The organism is Pseudomonas sp. MF08817, assembly GCF_059862705.1.
On record NZ_JCBCUY010000007.1, the window covers coordinates 93,894 to 114,102 of the forward strand.

The 20,209-nt window shown below is 63.3% G+C and carries 18 protein-coding genes and 1 pseudogene; 3 read left to right on the top strand and 16 right to left on the bottom strand.

The genetic code is table 11. The features are described from left to right. Positions 1-10 precede the first annotated feature (10 nt). The 3 genes from AC19YR_RS06365 to AC19YR_RS06375 all read right to left on the bottom strand — a co-directional run bounded on the left by AC19YR_RS06365 (position 11) and on the right by AC19YR_RS06375 (position 2,828). Positions 11-217 (bottom strand): DUF1656 domain-containing protein, encoded by a 207-nt coding sequence (locus AC19YR_RS06365; RefSeq protein ID WP_095106773.1) that lies wholly within the window; start codon positions 215-217, stop codon positions 11-13. Then, the gene (locus AC19YR_RS06370) at positions 204-2,192 is read right to left on the bottom strand and encodes an FUSC family protein (RefSeq protein ID WP_095106771.1); all 1,989 of its coding nucleotides are present in this window, start codon (positions 2,190-2,192) and stop codon (positions 204-206) included. Before AC19YR_RS06370 ends, AC19YR_RS06365 begins: the two co-directional genes overlap by 14 nt. 168 nt (positions 2,193-2,360) lie before the next feature. Further along, positions 2,361-2,828, bottom strand: a complete 468-nt coding sequence (locus tag AC19YR_RS06375) for a ferritin-like domain-containing protein (protein ID WP_095106769.1) — start codon at positions 2,826-2,828, stop codon at positions 2,361-2,363. Positions 2,829-3,029: 201 nt separating this feature from the next. Here AC19YR_RS06375 and AC19YR_RS06380 point away from each other — a divergent pair, with 201 nt between their 5' ends. Both AC19YR_RS06380 and AC19YR_RS06385 read left to right on the top strand, forming a co-directional pair. Then, complete coding sequence (locus tag AC19YR_RS06380; RefSeq protein WP_095106767.1) at positions 3,030-3,266, top strand: DUF3820 family protein; 237 nt, start codon at positions 3,030-3,032, stop codon at positions 3,264-3,266. A gap of 11 nt (positions 3,267-3,277) precedes the next feature. Beyond that, positions 3,278-4,459 (top strand): aminotransferase class V-fold PLP-dependent enzyme, encoded by a 1,182-nt coding sequence (locus tag AC19YR_RS06385; protein WP_500597607.1) that lies wholly within the window; start codon positions 3,278-3,280, stop codon positions 4,457-4,459. Positions 4,460-4,636: 177 nt separating this feature from the next. On the opposite strand, the gene AC19YR_RS06390 is transcribed toward AC19YR_RS06385, so the two are convergent. The 4 genes from AC19YR_RS06390 to zwf form a co-directional block, all read right to left on the bottom strand. Beyond that, positions 4,637-5,380 (bottom strand): intradiol ring-cleavage dioxygenase, encoded by a 744-nt coding sequence (locus tag AC19YR_RS06390; RefSeq protein WP_500597608.1) that lies wholly within the window; start codon positions 5,378-5,380, stop codon positions 4,637-4,639. Positions 5,381-5,574: 194 nt separating this feature from the next. Continuing rightward, a complete protein-coding gene (locus tag AC19YR_RS06395; RefSeq protein WP_095106763.1) occupies positions 5,575-6,240 on the bottom strand; it encodes a bifunctional 4-hydroxy-2-oxoglutarate aldolase/2-dehydro-3-deoxy-phosphogluconate aldolase in 666 nt (221 codons plus the stop codon). 17 nt (positions 6,241-6,257) lie between these two features. Then, entirely contained in the window at positions 6,258-6,971 is a 714-nt protein-coding gene (gene pgl, locus AC19YR_RS06400) for a 6-phosphogluconolactonase (RefSeq protein WP_095106761.1), read from the bottom strand. Further along, positions 6,958-8,427, bottom strand: coding sequence for a glucose-6-phosphate dehydrogenase (gene zwf / locus AC19YR_RS06405; RefSeq protein WP_095106759.1), 1,470 nt, complete (start codon positions 8,425-8,427; stop codon positions 6,958-6,960). Before zwf ends, pgl begins: the two co-directional genes overlap by 14 nt. Before the next feature lie 209 nt (positions 8,428-8,636). Between zwf and AC19YR_RS06410 the strand changes: the two genes are divergently transcribed. Continuing rightward, positions 8,637-9,497 carry a MurR/RpiR family transcriptional regulator gene (locus AC19YR_RS06410; RefSeq protein WP_176465039.1) on the top strand — a complete coding sequence of 287 codons (861 nt, stop codon included), beginning with the start codon at positions 8,637-8,639 and terminating at the stop codon, positions 9,495-9,497. 144 nt (positions 9,498-9,641) lie between these two features. Here the strand turns inward: AC19YR_RS06410 and AC19YR_RS06415 are convergent. The 9 genes and pseudogenes from AC19YR_RS06415 to AC19YR_RS06455 all read right to left on the bottom strand — a co-directional run. Further along, positions 9,642-10,490: pseudogene (locus AC19YR_RS06415) on the bottom strand (D-hexose-6-phosphate mutarotase); the annotation flags it as partial. Between the two features lie 157 nt (positions 10,491-10,647). After that, entirely contained in the window at positions 10,648-12,003 is a 1,356-nt protein-coding gene (locus AC19YR_RS06420; RefSeq protein ID WP_500597609.1) for a carbohydrate porin, read from the bottom strand. 66 nt (positions 12,004-12,069) lie between these two features. Beyond that, positions 12,070-13,221, bottom strand: coding sequence for an ABC transporter ATP-binding protein (locus tag AC19YR_RS06425; protein ID WP_095106744.1), 1,152 nt, complete (start codon positions 13,219-13,221; stop codon positions 12,070-12,072). Between the two features lie 3 nt (positions 13,222-13,224). Next, a complete protein-coding gene (locus AC19YR_RS06430; protein ID WP_095106742.1) occupies positions 13,225-14,061 on the bottom strand; it encodes a carbohydrate ABC transporter permease in 837 nt (278 codons plus the stop codon). Then, positions 14,054-14,962 (bottom strand): carbohydrate ABC transporter permease, encoded by a 909-nt coding sequence (locus tag AC19YR_RS06435; protein ID WP_095106740.1) that lies wholly within the window; start codon positions 14,960-14,962, stop codon positions 14,054-14,056. Before AC19YR_RS06435 ends, AC19YR_RS06430 begins: the two co-directional genes overlap by 8 nt. A 179-nt stretch (positions 14,963-15,141) precedes the next feature. Beyond that, positions 15,142-16,434 (bottom strand): ABC transporter substrate-binding protein, encoded by a 1,293-nt coding sequence (locus tag AC19YR_RS06440; RefSeq protein ID WP_500597611.1) that lies wholly within the window; start codon positions 16,432-16,434, stop codon positions 15,142-15,144. 105 nt (positions 16,435-16,539) lie between these two features. Further along, positions 16,540-17,808: a D-mannose isomerase gene (locus AC19YR_RS06445; RefSeq protein WP_500597613.1), complete on the bottom strand. Its 1,269-nt coding sequence runs from the start codon at positions 17,806-17,808 to the stop codon at positions 16,540-16,542. Between the two features lie 127 nt (positions 17,809-17,935). Next, positions 17,936-19,363, bottom strand: coding sequence for an ATP-binding protein (locus AC19YR_RS06450; RefSeq protein ID WP_218192044.1), 1,428 nt, complete (start codon positions 19,361-19,363; stop codon positions 17,936-17,938). 31 nt (positions 19,364-19,394) lie between these two features. Beyond that, the gene (locus AC19YR_RS06455; RefSeq protein WP_095106729.1) at positions 19,395-20,126 is read right to left on the bottom strand and encodes a response regulator; all 732 of its coding nucleotides are present in this window, start codon (positions 20,124-20,126) and stop codon (positions 19,395-19,397) included. Positions 20,127-20,209: the final 83 nt, after the last annotated feature.

Sequence of the window (20,209 nt, forward strand, 5' to 3'; positions counted from 1 at the left end):
GGGTAACTCCTTATAAAGGTCCGAGGACAACGGTGACCAGGGTCAGGACGCACACGTACAACGCGCAGTCGAACAAAGCTTCATGCCAGATCCAGCCGCCCAACGGGGTCAAGCGCAGCAACAGCCGCAGCGCCCCCGTGAGCAGCAGCGCCAGCAGCACATAAATCAAAAACGGGCTGAGCAAAATGCCGCCCATCGACCACTCACGCAGCCCCATGATGTTCCTCCTGTTGGCGGCACCAGGTGCGCCAGCTCTGTTGCAGTTGCACCACCGCGCCTTGCGCCAGTTTTAGCGCCTCGCTGGGCGGCAGGGCTTGCAGGCTGCCCAGGAACGCGGCGCTGGGGGCGGCCAGGGCCTCGGCGCGGCTGCCGGCCGGGCCTTGCTCCAGCACATGTTGCAAGTGCGAAAAATAAGCCCGCTGCGCGGCATCCACCGGCACTTGCGCCCCTGCCAGGCTCAGGCGCAGGTGCAGCAATTCATCGCCCACATCCAGGCCCAGCAAACCGTCATCCCAACGGCTGCGGGCTTGCTGCGGCAGCTCCGGGTAATGCCGGGCCAATTGCAGCAAACGGTCGGCCATGCGCCCGCCGAACCAACTCTCGGCGCCGCGCAGGTTGCGCCGGGTCAGGCGCACCAGGTCGTGCAGCGTCGCCGCGAGCAAGCGCCGGCCGTGCCAGGCCGGGTTGCGCAGAATCAGCAAATGGAAGGCCAGCACCGCCGCGCCCACGCCGATCATCATGGCCTGGGCACTGTTGAAGAAATAGGCGACGTCGTACTGCATGGCGTTGAGCGGGGCGATCAACACAATGAAGTGCAGGCAGAAGGACGTGGCCGTCGCGCCAATCTGCGGCTTGGCCATGCCCAAAGCGCCGAAAAACAACGGCCCGGCCATCACCAGGCACATCATGGCGAAACTGCTCAGTTGTGGCAGCAGGATCTCGCCCACCAAAAACGCCACCGGCACCGCCAGCAGGATGCCGCGTAAAAAGCTCATGCCGATCTGCGCGCCGTTCTCCCGGCTGGCAAACAGGCTGCACACCACGCACGTCAGCAGCATCGCGCCGGACGCCGCGGGCCAAGCCGTGGCCATCCAGAAGCACGCCACCGCGAGAAACGCCAAGGCGCTGCGCGCGCCGAACACCAGGGCCAGGGACAGATCGCGGTGCGGGGCCAGGGTGGCGGGGGCTTGCACCGGGTCCCTGCCCTCCTTCACCGCGTCCAGGGCGGTGGCCGCCGCCAAAGCGGTATCGAGCAGCAAGGCAAAACGCGCCAGACAATAGCTTTGCGCGGCGCTGATGGCCGGGTCGTGGGACGCGTCCAGCAACCGCGGGCGCAAGTCCTGCAAGGTCGCCACATCGCACACTTGCAACGCTTGCTGTACCGCCTCCATCCACGGCTGCAACTGCGTCACTTCGGGCTCTTCCAGTTGCCGCCACTGGCGCCGCACCGAGCGCGACATGCGCAGCAGCATCAGCAACTTCTGGCTCAGGCCGCTGATGGCCCGCGCCCGCTGGCGCCCCAACCCCCCCTCAAACCAGGCGTGTTCGCGCTGGGCGTCAACGGCGACGATGCGCCCAAGAATCTCCAGCAAGCCCTTGCGCGCCAGAGCATCGCCGGCCAGCGTGGCGCGCGCCGCTTGCATAGCGCTTTGCCATGCGGCCTGGGCCTGGTCGGCCAATTGCCGCTCTACCCGCATCGGCCACAGCAGTGCACTGCTGGCCGTGGCACAAAGGATGCCCAAGCTGATTTCTGTACAACGTGCCACCGCTTGGTCGAACACCGACAACGGATGGCTCAAGGCCGGCAAGGCGATGATGGCTACGGTGTAGCCGGCCAGCACGAAGGCGTACGACCAGGCGCTGCGCAACAGGGTGGAAAACGCCGTGCACAGGCCCAGCCACAGCGCCAGGGCGAGCAGGAACAACCACGGCGTCTGGGCGAACAGGCCCATGAACACCACCGACATGATGGTCCCCACCAGCGTGCCCACCAGCCGCGCCAGCCCCTTCTGCGCCACCATGCCCGACAGCGGCTGAGCGACGATAAACGCCGTCATCAACGCCCACGCCGGTTGCTCCAGGCCCCAGCGCAGCGCCAGCCACAAGGCCAGCCCGCCGCCGAGCAGGGTCTTGGTCGCAAATTGCACAGCGCGAAAATCGGGCGCCAACAAGGCCCGCAAAGTTATAAGCACGAAGAACACTCAGAAGAGAACAGGCTAACGATAGTCGCGATACACGAAAGGACAGTGCCAGAGCGGCCGGCAAATTATTAGCTAGCTATCTATATCCGTCCAGCGTTAAATCCAAGGCACAAAAAAACGCCAGTTGAACTGGCGTTTTTGACAAGCTTTCAGAGCAACTTACGAGTGGGCGCGGGCCTGGTTACGCAGGGCCTTGACCTGGTCATGGTTGCGTTGCACACCGTGGTACTGGCGCTCAACCAGGTCACGAATGCCCACTAGGTTGTGTTTGGTGATTTTTTCCAGGGCTTCCTTATAGGCCTTCAGCGCATGGTCTTCGCCGCGCTCGGCTTCGTTAAGCACCGCTTCTTCGTCCTTACCGGTGACCAGGGACTTGAGGTCGACCCAACGACGGTGCAAATCGCCCGCCACGCTGGTGCTGGTTTCTGGGTCGCCGCCCAGGGCACGCACGGCGCTCTGCAACTCGGCCGCGGCGCTGGCGCAATCGGCCGAACGCTTCTGGAACAGCGCCTTGAGCTCAGGGTGTTTGATGTCTTCGGCACAGGTCTTGAATCCTTCCTGGCCGTCCTTGCTGGTTTCGATCAGGTCGTTAAGTACAGAGATCGATTCTTTATTTACGTCAGTCATTTTCCAATTCCTTGCGGGTTGAGGATCGTGCAATAGGTATTGCACCCTGCGTGCCAGCTTGGCGATTAAAAAATTAACCTTAATTTTCAATAACTTATGAATTAAGCAAAAATTCTTACCCGCGCTATTTGCATGATCTGTCAATTGGCCTGCATGCAGAATGCCTGTATTTTCCAAGGGTTGAATTCATACGGCCGCGCCATGAACCCCGAAAAACTCGAATTGCTGGTCACCCGGCAAATGCCCTTTGGCAAATACAAAGGTCGCATCCTCGCCGACCTGCCCGGCCAGTACCTGAACTGGTTCGCCCGTGAAGGCTTCCCCCACGGTGAATTGGGCGGCTTACTGGCCCTAATGCAGGAAATCGACCATAACGGTTTGTCCGACTTGCTTGACCCCTTGCGGGAAAAGCACGGCAAGCCCAAACCTCGCCACTGACCGAGCGCCCCATGCCCGAGCACAACTATCACGCCTACGATGAAGCCTTCTGGCAGACCTTCGCTGCGCGCTATGAAACCGAGCCCGGGCCCATCAACCTGGAAAATGGCTACTTCGGCCGCATGACTGACACGGTACTGGACGAGTACCAGCGCAATATCGCCTTTATCAACCGCAGCAACTCGCTGTATGCGCGCCAGCGTTTCGAGCAGGCCCAGAGCACCGAGATCCACCGCCAGGTGGCCGACCTCTTGCAAGCCCCTGCCGAAGCCGTAGCCCTCACCCATAGCGCCACCGACGCTTTGCAGTCGCTGATTCGCAACTACAACCGCCTGCAACCGGGCGACCAGGTGTTGTTCTGCGACCTGGAGTACGACACGGTCAAAGGCGCGATGCAGTGGCTGGGCCGGCACCGGGGCGTGGAGGTGATCCAGATCGAGCACCCGCACCCTGCCAGTTTCGACAGCCTGGTAGGCGCCTATCGCGAGGCGTTCGCCCGCCATCCACGGCTTAAATTAATGGCCCTGACCCACGTCACCCACCGCACCGGCCTGGTGATGCCGGTGGCCGCTATTGCTGCCGCCGCCCGAGAACACGGGATCGACGTGATCCTCGACGGCGCCCACGCCCTGGGCCAGATCGAGTTCAACCTGGCGTACCTGGGTATCGCCTTTGCCGGCTTCAACTTGCATAAATGGATCGGCGCGCCGCTGACCCAGGGCGTGCTCTACATCGACCCCCAACGCCTGGCGGACATTGACCCGGACATGGGCGAGAGCCACTACCCAGCCACCGATGTGCGTGCCCGCACGCCCTATGCCACGCCCAATATTCCAGCGCTGTTGACCTTGCCCCTGGTACTCGAAGAACACCGCAACCTGGGCGGCGCGGCCACCAAGGGCGCGCGGCTCAAGTACCTGCGCAACCTGTGGGTGCGGCAAGTGCAGGATATAGAAGACATCGAAATCATGATCCCGGACGATCCGCGCCTGTATGGCGGCATCACCTCGTTGCGGTTCGTCGGCCGCGACCAGCAAGACATGGCCGAGCGCCTGCTGCGCGACTACAACCTGTTCACCGTGGTGCGCAGCGGCTCGGCCTGCGGACCGTGCATCCGCATCACCCCGGGGTTCGCCACCTCGGCGGCAGATATGCACCGATTTGCCAAGGCCCTGCGTGAACTGAGCCTCTGAGCGCAATGTGTCCCAGGGGGAATGAATCATCTCTGTGCAAGCGGGCTCGTGTGGGAGCGGGCCCGCCCGCGAAGAGGCCGGGCCTGCACCTCTTTACGGCCTGACCCACCACTATCGCGGGCAAGCCCACTCCCACAGCCTCTGGCGGCAGGCGCCACCTATGCCTTGGCGTGGGGTTCAAACCGTAGGCTTATCGAAGTCTTCAGGTTTTATATGCTGGGAAAAAGCCTCAGGATCGATACCAATAACGGCACTTGCCAATAGACGCTCATCTTTGGAACCACGGTTAATCCAGCCAACGTCCATTAAAGTTCCATAACCATCCATTTCACTGTAAATCTCATCCTTGGCATTAGTCAGACGCGATATTTTCCTACCGGCATAATCTGGAAGTTCATTAATCTGCGAGGAAATTAGTTCCGGAAAGTACAACTGCCCCACGTAGGCAACATGCCGATCATGGTCGTGCTCCAGAACTTTCCTTACTGCAACATGCACATGAATGGCGCGTCCGGCATAGAAGCCCGGAAATATCGTCAGAAACTCACGCCGACCATGACGGTCGGTAAAACCGCAGCCACGCAGGTAAGTGTCTTCATCAGTACGGGCAATGGCACCGATCTCCCCCGAAGGAGCCTCCTGATCCGGGTCGACCGCACTCCAGCCTGAGTAGCGGCCCTGGGCATTGCAGTGCCAAACATCCACCAGCACCCCCTCGACAGGTTCGCCAGTACAGGCATGGAGCACTTTTAAGTTCAATTGCAATGGCACGCCCGCCGCCCCTTCTGTGATATCGAAGCGTTCGAGCCGGTCATTCTTGAAGTAAGGCCCGGCGATTTGCTCGGGGGAGAATAGACACATGGGACTATTCACACTGGCGGCCTTATCTAAGACCGACGGGTTGATAGGAGTTTTCTTCATAAACACATCCATATGTTTAGTTTTAGTGGTCCTGTTGCGCACAGGAACTTGACTGAGCGTAGATAGCGCTCTTGGAAATCTCCACATCAATAATCCGTGAAGTCTTTGCAAAAAATGACCATGCAAAAAAAAAACGGCGCACTGACCAAGTGCGCCGTAAAGCCGTAGAACAACTACCTAACGTTTGAAAACAATTAATCGAGCAAGGCGAGCGCCTGGGCGGTGCATTCCTGGATACGCGCCCAGTCGCCGTTTTTCACCCACTCGGGGTCGAGCATCCAACTGCCGCCCACGCACATCACATTTTTGAGGGCCATGTAGCTCTTGATGTTGGCCGGGCCGACACCGCCGGTGGGGCAGAATTTCACCTCGCCAAACGGGCCGCCCAGGGCCTTGATCGCCGCCACGCCGCCGCTGACTTCGGCCGGGAACAGCTTGAAGCGGCGATAGCCCAGCGCGTAGCCCTCCATGATCCCCGAAGCATTGCTGATGCCCGGCAACAGCGGGATGGCGCTATCGACGCTGGCTTCCAGCAGGTCACGGGTAATGCCCGGGGTGACGATGAACTGCGAACCCGCCGCTTCGGCCGCCGCCAGGCTGGTGCGATCCAGCACCGTGCCGGCACCGGTTACCAGTTCCGGGCGTTGCTCGCGCAGCACCTGAATGGCGCGCAGGCCGAACTGCGAACGCAGGGTCACTTCCAGGGCGCTCAAACCGCCCGCCGCCAGGGCATCGGCGAGGGGCAGGATGTCCTGCTCGCGGGCGATGGTGATGACCGGCAGGATCCGCGCCTTGGCGCAGAGGCTGTCGATCAGGGCAGTCTTGGCCGCCATGGAAACGGTAGGCTGTGGGGTTTTCATCGCGGCTGATCCTTGGCTCATGGGCACCAGTAAATCTCTAACGGAGGTTGCAAGAAGGCACGAATCGGCATCTCGGCGAGATCGCCACCGGCCAGTGCGGCATTAAGGGTGTGCAGTTTCGATTGGCCGCTGATCGACAGCGCGGTAAAGCGCGCCGAGGCCAGCAAGGCGCGGCTCATGCTCAAGCGCTGATGAGGCACGCTGGGCGCTAGCATCGGCCAGCAACGGCGCTCGCCATCAGGCTTGAGAGCCTCGACCAGGTTCGGGCTGCTGGGGAACAACGACGCGGTGTGGCCGTCGTCGCCCATGCCCAGCACCAATACGTCGATGCCCGGCAGTTCGGCCAGTAGGCGATCGGCGTGGGCCGCCGCTTCCTCCAGGTTGGCGCTGGCGCTGTACAGGCTCAGGAACCGGGCGTTGGCCGCCGGCCCCTGCAACAGGTAGCGCTTGAGCAGGCCGGCATTGCTGTCGGCATGTTCCACCGGCACCCAGCGCTCATCGGCCAGGGTCACCAGCACCTTGGACCAATCCAGCGCCTGCTTGGCCAGGTGCTGGAAAAACGCCACCGGGCTGCGCCCGCCCGACACCACCAACACCGCCGTGCCACGGGCGGCGATAGCCACGCGCAGGTGTTCGGCCACGTTCAGCGCCAAACCCTCGGCCAGCAGCACGGGGCTGCGCAGCTCATGGGCCTGCACGCCGGCCGGCAGTTTCAATTCAGATATCGCCATACCAAGATCTCCCGTCTCGTGTGATGAGGGCAATGGAACTCATCGGCCCCCAGGACCCAGCCGCGTAGGGCTTGGGTGCGTCGCCGGATTTTTTCCAACCCGCGATCAGTTGGTCACACCACTTCCACGCCGCTTCGATTTCGTCTTTGCGCACAAACAGGTTCTGGTTGCCGCGCATCACTTCCAGCAGCAACCGTTCGTAGGCATCGGGAATCCGCGCGCTGCGGTAGGTGTCGGAAAAATTCAGCTGCAAAGGCCCGCTGCGCAGCTGCATGCCCTTGTCCAGGCCCTGCTCCTTGGTCATCACCCGCAGGGAAATGCCCTCGTCCGGTTGCAGGCGAATAATCAGTTTGTTGCTGATTTGCAGGCGCTGCTCGGGGGCGAAGATGTAGTGCGACGGCTCTTTGAAGTGGATGACGATCTGCGACAGCTTTTGCGGCATGCGCTTGCCGGTGCGCAAGTAGAACGGCACCCCGGCCCAGCGCCAGTTGCGGATGTCGGCGCGCAGGGCAACGAAGGTTTCGGTGTCGCTCTGGGTGTTGGAGTTGGGCTCTTCCAAGTAGCCGGGCACCGGTTTGCCTTCGCTGTAGCCGGCGATGTACTGGCCGCGCACCACTTGGGTGGTCAGGCCTTCCGGGCTGATGGGCGCCAGGGCCTTGAGCACCTTGACCTTCTCGTCGCGGATGCTGTCGGCGGAGAGGTCCGCCGGCGGGTCCATGGCGATCAGGCAGAGCAGTTGCAGCAAGTGGTTCTGGATCATGTCGCGCAGTTGCCCGGCCTTGTCGAAATAGCCCCAGCGGCCTTCGATGCCGACCTTCTCGGCCACGGTGATTTCCACATGGGAGATGTAGTGCTGGTTCCACTGGGTTTCAAACAGGCTGTTGGCAAAGCGCAGGGCGATGAGGTTCTGCACCGTCTCTTTGCCCAGGTAGTGGTCGATGCGGTAGATGCGGTTCTCAGGGAAGAACTGCGCCACGGCGTCGTTGACCTTGCGCGAGGACTCCAAGTCCGAACCGATGGGTTTTTCCAGCACCACCCGGGTGTTTTCCACCAGGCCCACGCTGGCCAGGTGCTCGCAGATCGCGCCGTACACCGCCGCCGGCGTGGCGAAATAGGCAATCAGGCGTGGGCCGCTGCCCGCCATCTCGGCCAGGGCCGGGTAGTCCTCAGCCCTGAGGAAATCCACGTGCAAATAGCTCAGGCGTGCAAGAAAACGCTCGAGCACCGCCTCGTCCAGCGCCTGGGCGCCGACGTAGCGGCGCAACTCGGCGGCGATAAACGCCAAATGCTCGGCTTCGCTGCCGGGCTCGCGGGCCAGGGCAATGATGCGCGTGTCGTCATGCAGCAGGCCGGCGCCATCGAGTTGATACAAGGCTGGGAACAACTTGCGAAGGGCCAGGTCGCCGAGGGCGCCGAACAAGGCAAAGGTGCACGGTTCAACCGTTATCGAGGGCATGATGTTGGTTCTTTTATCAAGTTAAGCTACAAATACCTTTTTTCAAGGCATCGCTCAAGGAAAAATGTAGTAATAACCACAACATTTTTTCAGAATACAGAATCCCAGTGGTGGATGGCCGGAGCCATCAGTAGGATAGGCCACCGCCGAAGCCCGGATAAGTCCGACTTCCATTTGCATTGCCGACCTAGGAAACCTGAATGGACCGCGTGCGAAATCTCCTGGAACAGATCCAGAAACGCCTCGAAGAACTGAACAAAGCTGAACGCAAGGTCGCCGAAGTGATCCTGCTCAACCCCCAGCAGGCCACCCGTTTCAGCATTGCCGCCCTCGCCCAGGCCGCTTCGGTCAGCGAGCCAACGGTCAACCGCTTCTGCCGCTCGTTCGGCGTCAGCGGCTACCCGGAGCTCAAGCTGCAACTGGCCCAGAGCCTGGCCAGCGGCGCGGCCTATGTCAGCCGCGCGGTGGAGGCCGACGACAACCCCGAGGCCTACACCCAAAAGATCTTCGGCAGCGCCATCGCCTCGCTGGACAGTGCCTGCCAGGCCCTGGACCCGAACCTGGTCAGCCGCGCTGTCGACCTGCTGATCCAGGCCCGCCAGATCCACTTCTTCGGCCTTGGCGCCTCGGCCCCGGTGGCCCTGGACGCGCAGCACAAATTCTTCCGCTTCAACCTGGCCGTCACCGCCCACGCCGACGTGCTGATGCAGCGCATGATTGCCTCGGTGGCCCACACGGGGGAGCTGTTCGTGATTATTTCCTACACCGGGCGCACCCGCGAACTGGTGGAAGTGGCGCGCATCGCCCGGGAAAACGGCGCTTCGGTGCTGGGCCTGACCGCCGCCGGCTCGCCTCTGGCCAAGGCCAGCACCCTGAGCCTGAACATCCCGCTGCCCGAAGACACCGACATCTATATGCCCATGACCTCGCGCATCATCCAGCTCACCGTGCTCGACGTGCTGGCCACCGGCATGACCCTGCGCCGTGGCGTGGATTTTCAGCCACACCTGCGCAAGATCAAAGAAAGCCTCAATGCCAGCCGTTATCCGGTGGGGGATGATCTGGACTGAAAAACTGCGGTGGAATCGAAGCCTTTATCGCGCAACCCTCTACGACAGAGGTACTCGGCTAACGGCGGGCGGGGCGGGCGCACCGCTATCGCGAGCAGGCTCGCTCCCACCAGAACCTAGCCTCACACCCCCCCTGCAATCGCCCCCCGCCCGCGCCTGCAAACTCAAGTGCGCCGTCTCCCCCGGTGCCAGGCTCTGGCGAGTGGTGCAGCCGCTGGCCGCTTCGACGCAGACGAACTGCGCCACCTCGTTCCAGCTCACGCCCAACAGCGGCCGAGTGCCCGGGTGCCAAACCACCGTGTCCGCCGCGTGCCCGGTGTCGATGCACAGTTCGCGCTGCCAGGCGCGGTCCTTGAGCTGCAACTCGCCGTCGTGGCGGAACACCCGTTGGCAGCCGCCCACCACGCTCAACTCGCCGCTATGCCGGTACTTGGTGCGGTTGAGTGGGTCGTAGCCTTCGGCGTCCTCCAGCCCAGACAGCGCTGTCTCGGCAGCGTCGCCAACGCGCCAGTAGGCATGCAAGGCCTGGCTCAAATGGCAGGGTTCGCTGTCTTGGTGCTCGGTGCTCAGGCGCAGGTCCATGCGTTCGCCCAGGTGGGCGTGCAGGTCCACTTGCCAGTCGCACAGCTGCAAGCGCCAGTGCAAGCGCACACCGTCGACGCCAGCGTGGCTGGCCAACAGCTTCCAGTCGATCAGCCGCGCCCACCCGTGGGACGGCCAGGCGTTTTCGCTAGGATGGCGGCCGTACCAGGGCCAGCACACCGGCACCCCACCGCGGATGGCACCCACCTGCGGCCACTTCGCCGCGCACCACAGCCAGGGCTTTTGCCCGGTGGGCTGGAAGTGCAGGAGTTGCGCGCCCTGGCGGCTGAACACCGCTTGGCAGCGTGGGTGGTCGATCACCAGCACATCGCGCCGTTGATAGCGCTCCCACCCGAAGGTAGGGCGTTCGCGCAGGGATCGGAAAAAGCGTTGTAGCGGGTGCTCGTGCATGTACCGCAGTCCTGAAAAACGATGGCTGCCCTGGGTGGGAACGGGCCCGCCCGCGATGGCGACGGTACAACCCTGTACCGGCCTCATCGCGGGCGAGCCCACTCCCACAGGGTCCCCAGGTGAGGTGCTGGAGCAGCGGAGCTTAGCGCAGCCGTTGTCAGAACACCGACTGAATTTTCAACCCGGCCACCAATGCGTCATCCACTTTGTCCACGCCGCCGGGGTGCTTCACGTATTGCAGGTTGGGGCGCACGGTCAGCCAGTTGGTGACATGGAAGCCGTAGTTGATCTCGGCGTTGTATTCGGTGTCCTGGATGGGCAGGAACCCGGCCTGGTAGTCGTTGAACCCGTTGCCGGCGTTAATCAGCTTGCGGTTTTTCTGCACATCTTCGTTGACGTGGATGCGCGCGATGCCGATGCCCACGTCGTCCTTGGGCCGGGCGTTGAACGGGCCTTTGTAGGTCAGCATCAGTTGCTGGTAGTTGTCGACGGTGTTGGTGTCCTTGTCGTGGAACGTGGCGTTGGCTGCGATGTGCAGGCCGCGGTTCTTGTCACCGTTATGGTCGGTCAGTTGCTGCTGGGCCACGAACCAGTAGCCGGACTTGCTGCTGTGGCTGCGATACGCGTCGCCACTGACGGCGGCGTACTGGCCGTTGGCGTCCTTCAACACGTCATCAGCCTTGGCAGTGCTTTTGTAGTAGCCCACGCGGTACTCGCCCGGCAGGCCATCGACCTTAGGCGACCAGACCAATTCCACCGGCAGGATGGTGCCCTTGGTGCCGCTGCCGCTGAGCTTGAAGCCGTTGCCGGTTTCCAGTTGCGAGGGGTTCTGGTTGTAGGCGCCGATTTGCGCGTAGAGCTCGGGGGTGAGGTTGTACTTGACACGGATCGCCGCTTGGCTGACCGGCCAGTTGTACCAGATGCCACCGACCCAGTTACCCACTTGCGAGCCGCAGAACGCCAGGTTCTGGAAGTCGCAGGGGAAGGTGTTGAAGTCTTCGCCTTCGCCGAAATAGCCGGCCTTCACGTCGAGCTTGCCGTCGAAGTACTTCTGCTTGATCCACAACTGGGTCAGGCGCCAGGTCTGGCCACGGCCCCAGACTTCCTGGGACGAACTGAACGTGCCGGCGCGAGGGTCGCCGATGCGGTCGTTGGAGATGTTGCGCCCGCTGCGCTCGGTGATCGCCAGTTTGAACTCGGCGTCTTTCCAGCCGAAAATTTTCTCCAGGTCCAGCTTGGCCCCCAGGCCGAACTGGTGGCTATAGCGCGCCGTGGTGTCGTCGTTGTAGCCGCCACTGAGGTTGGAACCGACCTCGCCCACGTAGTCGAGGGTGAAGTCATAACCCTGCTCGATCAACCGCGTGCGCTCGCCGCCCCAGTCGCCAGTCATCCACGGCGATTCGGCGCTGAACGCCTCGGCGCCCTCGGCCGCTTGCGCACTGGCGACCAGCATCATCGCCGCCAATGCCGAAACACGGCCGGCAAAGCGAGCGTTGGTGGTGTTGTTTTTCATCCCTACATCCTCGTTCTTGTTATTGGAATTGCTTGCTGTTGGGGTGGCTGCGGCTGCGCCCGCCCCTCACCGGCTCTTGAACTGCGCCACATTCGCCTTGCGGGTTGCGCTGGGGGCGATGCCCAGGCGTTCGCCGGTCTTGGCGTCGAACAGCAGCACCTTGGCCGGGTCCAGTTGCAGGGTCAGGGTCTCGCCCACCTGGGGCGCGAGGTCGGGCGCGAGGCGGCAGCAGACCTTGGTCTGGTTGAGCTCGACGAACACCAGGGTGTCCGGCCCCGTGGGCTCGGTGACCTGGACTTCGGCGCGGATGCTGGGCAAGCCATTGGCGTCGCCGCTCGCCAAGGCAATCTGCTCCGGGCGCATGCCAAGGATCACTTCGCGGTCCGCCAACGCCATATCCTCTGTGCCCAACGCCAGCACGCAACGCGCCTGGCCGCTGTCGAGCAATGCCACCAGGCGGCCCTCCTGGCGGTGCAGGCGCAGGGGGATGAAGTTCATGGGCGGCGAGCCGATAAAACTGGCCACGAACAGGTTGGCCGGGTCGTTGTAGATCTCTTTGGGCGTGCCGAACTGCTGGATGATGCCGTCCTTCATTACCGCCACTTTGTCGCCCAGGGTCATGGCCTCGATCTGGTCGTGGGTGACGTAGACGGTGGTGGTCTTGAGGCGCTGGTGCATCAGTTTCATTTCGGTGCGCATCTCGACCCGCAGCTTGGCGTCGAGGTTGGACAGCGGTTCGTCGAACAAATAGATCTTGGGCCGGCGCGCCAGGGCCCGGCCCATGGCCACGCGCTGCTGCTGGCCGCCGGAGAGCTGGCCGGGCTTGCGCCCCAGCAGGTGTTCGATCTGCAGCAGCTTGGCCACCCGCGCCACTTCTTCGTCAATTTGCGCCGTGGGCATTTTGCGGATCTTCAGGCCAAAGGCGATGTTGTCGCGCACGGTCATGGTCGGGTACAGCGCATAGGACTGGAACACCATGGCGATGTCCCGGTCCTTGGGGCTCATGCCGCTGATGTCGGCATCGTCCACCAGGATCGCGCCGCCGCTGATGGTTTCCAGCCCCGCGATGCAGTTCATCAGGGTGGATTTACCGCACCCGGAAGGGCCGACCAGGATCAGGAACTCCCCGTCCTCGATCTTCAGTTCGATGTTCTTGAGGGTGTCCGGCAACCCGGCGCCGTAGGTTTTGTTGACGTTGCGTAATTCGAGCGTTGCCATGTGCTACCCCTTGACCGCGCCGGACGTCAGCCCACGCAGGAAATACTTGCCAGCGAATATGTAGACCAACAGTGTCGGCAGCCCGGCGATCATCGCCGCTGCCATATCAACGTTGTATTCCTTGGCCCCGGTGCTGGTGTTGACCAGGTTGTTGAGGGCCACGGTGATCGGTTGCGCGTCGCCACTGGCGAACACCACGCCGAACAGAAAGTCGTTCCAGATCTGGGTGAACTGCCAGATCAGGCAGACCATCACGATGGGGATCGACATCGGCAGCAGGATCTTGCCGAAAATCGTGAAGAACCCCGCCCCGTCCAGGCGCGCGGCCTTGACCAGGGCATCGGGAATGCTCACGTAGTAGTTGCGGAAAAACAGCGTGGTGAAGGCCAGGCCATAGACCACATGCACCAGCACCAGGCCGGTGGTGGTGTTGGCCAGCCCCAGTTTGCCCAGGGTGAAGGACGCGGGCAGCAGCACGGTTTGGAACGGCAGGAAGCAGCCGAACAACAGCAGGCCGAAGAACAATTGCGAGCCGCGAAAGCGCCACATCGACAGCACGTAGCCGTTCATCGCGCCGAGGAAGGTGGAAATCAGCACCGCCGGCACGGTGATTTTCACCGAGTTCCAAAAGTAGCCACCCACTGCGTCCCAGGCCTTGATCCAACCGATGCCGTCGATCACCTGGGGCCAGCTCAGCAGGTTGCCGGTGCGGATGTCTTCGGGGGTCTTGAAACTGGTGAGCAGCATCACCACCAGCGGTACCAGGTACACCGCCGCCGCCAGCAGCAGGGTGGCGTAGATCGCCACGCGGCTGGCGCTCAAGCGTGGTTGGTCAGTCATGGCGTTTGCCTCGCAACTCGGAGTACAGGTACGGCACCAGAATCGTCAGCACCGCGCCGAGCATCAGCATGGCGCTGGCCGACCCGATGCCCATCTGCCCGCGGCTGAAGGTGAAGGAATACATGAACATCGCCGGCAGGTCCGAGGAGTAGCCCGGCCCTCCCGCCGTCATGGCGGCCACCAGGTCAAAACTCTTGATCGCGATGTGGGCGAGGATCATGAAGGCGCTGAAAAACACCGGGCGCAGGCTCGGCAGCACGATACGCAGGTAGATGGTGGGCAGGCTCGCGCCGTCCACCTGGGCGGCGCGGATGATCGACTGGTCGACACCGCGCAACCCCGCCAGGAACATCGCCATGACAAAGCCCGAGGCTTGCCACACGGCGGCGATCACCAAGCAGTAGACGACGCGGTCCTGGTCTACCAGCCAGTCCAGGCGAAAGCCTTCCCAGCCCCAGTCGCGCAGCATCTTGTCCAGGCCCAGGCCGGGGTTGAGCAGCCACTTCCACGCGGTGCCGGTGACGATCATCGACAGCGCCATGGGGTACAGGTACACGGTGCGGATAAAGCCTTCCTTGCGGATGCGCTGGTCCAGCAGTACCGCCAGCAACACGCCCAGCACCAGGCTGATGCCGATGAACATGCCGCCGAACAACGCCAGGTTCTTGCTCGCTACCCACCAGCGGTCGTTGTCCAGCAGCCGTGCGTACTGTTGCAGGCCGACCCACTTGTAGCTGGGCATGAAGCTGGAGTTGGTGAACGACAGCACGAAGGTCCAGAGGATGTAACCGTAAAACCCCACCAGCACGATCACCATGCTGGGCGCCAGCACCAGTTTCGGCAGCCAGCGTTGCAAGGCGTCCAAGGGTGACGCCTTGTTGAAAACCGCCACAGAGCTCATCGCAGTAGTCCGTACAAAGGTGAATGTTGGGCAGCCGCGCCCCTTGGGCCGGGCGCCCCTGTGGGAGCGGGCTCCCCCGAGATAGCGGCAGTCCTGTCATAAAGAGATGCGGTGGCTGTACCGGCCTCATCGCGGGCAGGCCCGCTCCCACAAAGGCTCGCGCTCGCCCAGAAAGCGCGCTACTGCGCGGCTTTGACCGCCGAGGCGAGTTGGGCGCTGGCCTTGGCCGGGTCGGCGTCCTTGTCGTTCATAAAGTTGGTCACCACATCGAAGATCGCGCCTTGCACGGCCAGGGTGGTGGCCATGTTGTGGGCCATGCTCGGTTGCAAACCGCCGCTCTGGGCGTCGGCGAGGAAGTCCTTGGCCGAGGTCTGGGCGCAGCTATCGAAACCCTGGGCCGCCATGTCGTTGAGCATGTCGTTACGCACCGGGATCGAGCCTTTGTTGATGCTGAAAATTTTCTGGAAGTCCTTGCCCAGGGCGACCTTGGCCAGGTCCTGCTGGGCGGCGATGTCGCCGATGCGATCGGCCTTGAGCTTGAACACCGCCAACGAATCGATGTTGTAGGTGAAGGCCTTTTCGGTGCCCGGGAAGGCCACGCACTGGTAGTCCTGGCCGGCGATTTTCTTCGCCGCGGTCCATTCGCTCTTGGCCCAGTCGCCCATCATCTGCATGCCGGCGCGGCCGTTGATGACGTCGGCGGCGGCGATGTTCCAGTCGCGCCCGGCGCGGTTGGGGTCCATGTAGGCGGTGATTTTTTTCAGCTCGGTAAAAGCCTGGGTCATCTGCGCCCCGGCCAGGGTGTTCTGGTCCAGGTCCACCAGGGCTTTCTTGTAGCCCTCGACACCCATCACCGAGAGCACCACGTCTTCAAACACGGTGCTGTCCTGCCAGGGTTGGCCACCGTGGGCTAGGGCGATGAAACCGGCGGCCTTGAGCTTGTCGCCGGCGGCGTAGAACTCTTGCAGGGTGGTCGGGGCCTTGTCGATGCCAGCCTTCTTGAACACCTGCGGGTTGATCCACAGCCAGTTGACGCGGTGGATGTTCACCGGCACGGCCACGTAGTCGCCCTCGTACTTGACGGTGTCGGAGACCTGCGGCGCCAGCAGGCCATCCCAGTTCTCGGCCTTGGCCACGCCCTTTAGGGCTTCGGTGCTGAGCAGCCCGGTGCTGCCCCATTCCTGGATGTCAGGGCCTTTGATCTGCGCCACGCCCGGCGGGTTGCCGGCCACTGCACGGCTCTTGAGCACGGTCATGGCCGTCGCCCCGCCGCCACCGGCCACGGCACCGTCCTTCCAGGTGAAACCGTCTTTTTCGACCTGGGCCTTGAGTACGTCGACGGCGGCTTTTTCGCCCCCCGAGGTCCACCAATGCACGACTTCCACCGCACCTTTGCTGTCGGCGGCCAGGGCATGGAGGGGAAACAACGAGGCGAGGGAAATGACTGTAGCCAGGCGGGAAATGCCATTCATCTGAAGTACCTTTCTTGTTGTTATGCGTGCAAGTCTGCTGCTTGCGTTGCGAACGAGTTTAAACAGCGTTGTACCTGTGCCAGGTAACGAAGGGACGGGCAAATGTCACACCCCCGTGACATTCGCCCCGCGCCCTTGTTGGGCCAGGGCCGTGGCCAGGCTCGGGGCCAGGGGCAGGCGCGGGATCAGCAGCGCTTGCCAGGCGTGATAGAGGTCAGGCTTGCCCGGCCAGATCTCCCCGCCCGGGTGATTGTTGGGGTCGAGTTCGTGGTGCCAACTGCCCTCGCGCAGGTCCAGCAAGTACTGCTCGCAGTAGGCCCAGAACAGGCGATACCAGTCTTCATAGCGGCGCTCGGCGGTGCGTTGGATCAGGGCACTGGCGGCGGCGATCGCCTCGCAGTGCACCCAGTGCAGGCGCTGGCGCATCAGCGGGCGGTTGTGCCAATCCAGCGTGTAGACGATGCCCGGCGCGCCATCGACCACCCAACCATGGCGGCAATTGGCGTCGAACAATTGCCGCGCATCCTCCAGCAACCACGGCGGCGCCGGCAAAGTAGCCTTGCGCAGCGCCGCCTCCAGGTGCAGCAGCAGGCGCGCCCACTCAAAACCATGGCCGGGCGTGGTGCCGTAGGGGCGAAAACCGTCCGCCGGGTTGGCCTGGTTGTAATCGCGCAGCGGCTGCCAGTGGCGGTCGAAATGCTCGATGACCATAAAGCCGTTGGCCGCCGCGTGCTGGTGAATCACCCGCTCAACGATGCGCAGCGCCCGCTTGAGCCACAGTGCGTCGCCGGTAGCGTCGGCCAGGGCCAGGAACGCCTCGGTGGCGTGCATGTTGCTGTTGGCGCCGCGATAGGCTTCGGCCTCGCTCCAGTGGCGGTTGAAGGATTCGCGCAGGGCGCCCTCCTCCTCGCTCCAGAAATACCGCTCGATGATCTCGATGGCCTCGTCCAGCAGGGCCTGGGCACCGGGGCGGCCGGCCACCTGGGCAGAACTGGCGGCCAGAGCGACGAAGGCGTGCAGGTACGCGCTCTTGCGGCAGTTGTCGGGCCGTGGGTCGGCGCAGGCCAGCCAACCGCCGTGCTCGGCATCGCGCAACGGCCCGGCCAGGGCCTGCACGCCGTGGCTGGTGTACTGGCAAGCACCGCCGATGCCTTGCAGGTGGGCCAGGGCAAAACTGTGGGTCATGCGCGCAGTAATCAGGGTGTCGGGGCGGCTCCCGGCGCCCAAGCGGCCCTGGGCATCGAGGGCGCCGAAGCCGATGTCGAGCCGCGAACCCCGGGCGAACTCCAGCAGGCGCAAACCCTCTGCGGCGAGCCAGGACTGATGGGCTGGGGCGGTCAACCAACTGCTGAACGGCAACGGATCGAGGGTCATGGCGAGCCTTTTATTGTTGTTATGACGAGGCAAAGTCTACTCAACGCCAGGTTGGGCGCAGGTAACGAAGGCGCAGGGGAATGTCACGGGACGGTGACATTCACACGGCCCGTAGCAAGCGGGGGGTTTACTCGGTGCTGCGCGGCAAATGCAGGGTCACGCGCAAACCGCCTTCACGCAGGTTTTGCAGGCTCACTTCGCCGCCGTGGCTGTGGGCGATGTTGCGTGCGATGCCCAGGCCCAGGCCGTAACCCTGCTGCTTGCCGGCCAGGCGAAAGTGCGGCTCGAAGCACTGCTCCAGGCGTTGCTGGGGCACGCCAGGGCCTTCGTCGTCAACGTGGAGGATGAACGCCGTGTCGTCGTCATCGATATGCAGGTGGGCCCGTTGCCCGTACTTGAGGGCGTTGTCGATCAGGTTGCCAATGCAGCGCTTGAGGGCCAGGGGTTTGCCCGGATACGGCGCCGCCGCCCGCCCCTGCTGGGTCACGCGGCCATTGCCGGTGGGCGCCAGGTAGGGCTCGACCAGGCAGTCGAGCACTTGGTTGAGGTCCACCGGCTCGATGTTTTCGTGGATGTCGGTGTCCTTGACGCACTGCAAGGCGCCCTTGACCAAAAGCTCCAGCTCATCCAGGTCGCGGCCGAACTTGGCTTGCAGTTGCTCGTCTTCGAGCAGCTCCACCCGCAGGCGCAGGCGCGTGATGGGGGTGCGCAGGTCATGGGAAATGGCGCTGAACAACTGGCTGCGTTCGGTCAGGTAGCGGCTGATGCGTTCGCGCATCGCATTGAAAGCGCGGCTGACCTCCACCACCTCGCTGCCACCGCCCTCCACCACCGGTTCCACTTCGGCGCCCAGGGACATGTCCCGCGCGGTGCGCGCCAGGCGCTTGAGGGGGCGGCTCTGCCAGTGCACCAGCAGGCCGATGAACAACAGCAAAAAACCGCTGGTGAGCAGGATGAACCACACCTGCTGGGACGGCAGGCCCTGTTCTTCGAGGCTGGTGTAGGGCTCGGGCAGCAAAGAGGCGATGTACAGCCACTCCCCCGGTGCCAACTGGATCTGCGTCACCAGCACCGGCGGGTTCACCGGTTCCAGGGTCAGCGCGTAGTGGGCCCAGGAACGCGGCAATTCATCGAGCTTGAGGCCACCGTTGAAAATACGCAGGTCGTTGGGGCTGACGAATTGCACGGACATATCGGTGTCGTTGCCCAGGGATTGGCGCAGCACCGCGTCCACTGCCGCAAGCACTGCGCGCTTGCGCGGCGTGGCGGGCAGCACCTGCATGTCCAAGGGTTTGTCGTTGAGGGTCACGACAAACCGCGTGCCACCCATGCTGCGCAACTGGTCCAGCACCAACGGTCGGTAGGCCACCGGCAACGAGCGGAAATAGCTGACGCTAGCGGTCATCGAATGGGCCAGGCTGCGGGCGCTGGTGACCAGGCCTTCGAGCTGGGTGGCGCGCAGTTGCGACACCCAGATCACACTCGACAACCCCTGGGCGAACAGCACCGCCAGCAGGGTCAGCAGGAGCATGCGCCCCAGCAGCGAACGCGGCACCGGCAGGCGCCTGGCCAAGCGGGCCAACCCCTCAGAGGCCATTGCCGGGCACCACGTTAGCCGCCAATTGGTAGCCGCTGCCGCGCACGGTGCGGATCAGCCGGGGCGGTTTGTCGGTGTCGCGCAGGCGCTGGCGCAAGCGGCTGACGGCCATGTCGACGATGCGGTCCAGGGGCATCAGCTCGCGGCCCCGGGTGGCATTGCCGATGGTGTCGCGGTCGAGGATCTGCTGCGGGTGGTCGAGAAACAGCTTGAGCAGGGCGAAGTCGGCGCCGGAGAGCAGCACTTCTTCGCCGTCGGCGTGAAACAGGCGATGGCTGACCATGTCCAGGCGCCAGTCGTCGAAGCGCAGCACCTCGCCGCCGGGGCGTTCCTGGCCGAACTGGGCGCGGCGCAGCAGGGCCTTGATCCGCGCCTGCAACTCGCGGGGGCTGAAGGGTTTGCCCAGGTAGTCGTCGGCGCCCAGCTCCAGGCCGATCACCCGGTCGGCTTCGTCGGAACTGGCGGTGAGCATGATGATCGGCACCTGGGCCTGGCGCGGGTGCTGGCGTACCCAGCGGCACAGGCTGAAACCGTCTTCGTCGGGCAGCATCACGTCGAGGATCACCAGGTCGCAACTGGCCTCGTTCAAGGCCTGGCGAAACCCGGCACCGTCCGCCGTGGTGCGCACCTGGAACCCGGCGCGGGTCAGGTAGGTGTCGAGCAGTTCGCGGATTTCCTGGTCGTCATCGACCAGCAGGATGGATTTGTTGATGAGGGTCACTGAGTGGTCCTTCTTATTGTTATTGCCAACGCTGTGGGAGCGGGCCGGGCCGCGCTCCGCTTGCCCGCGATAGCGGTGGTTCA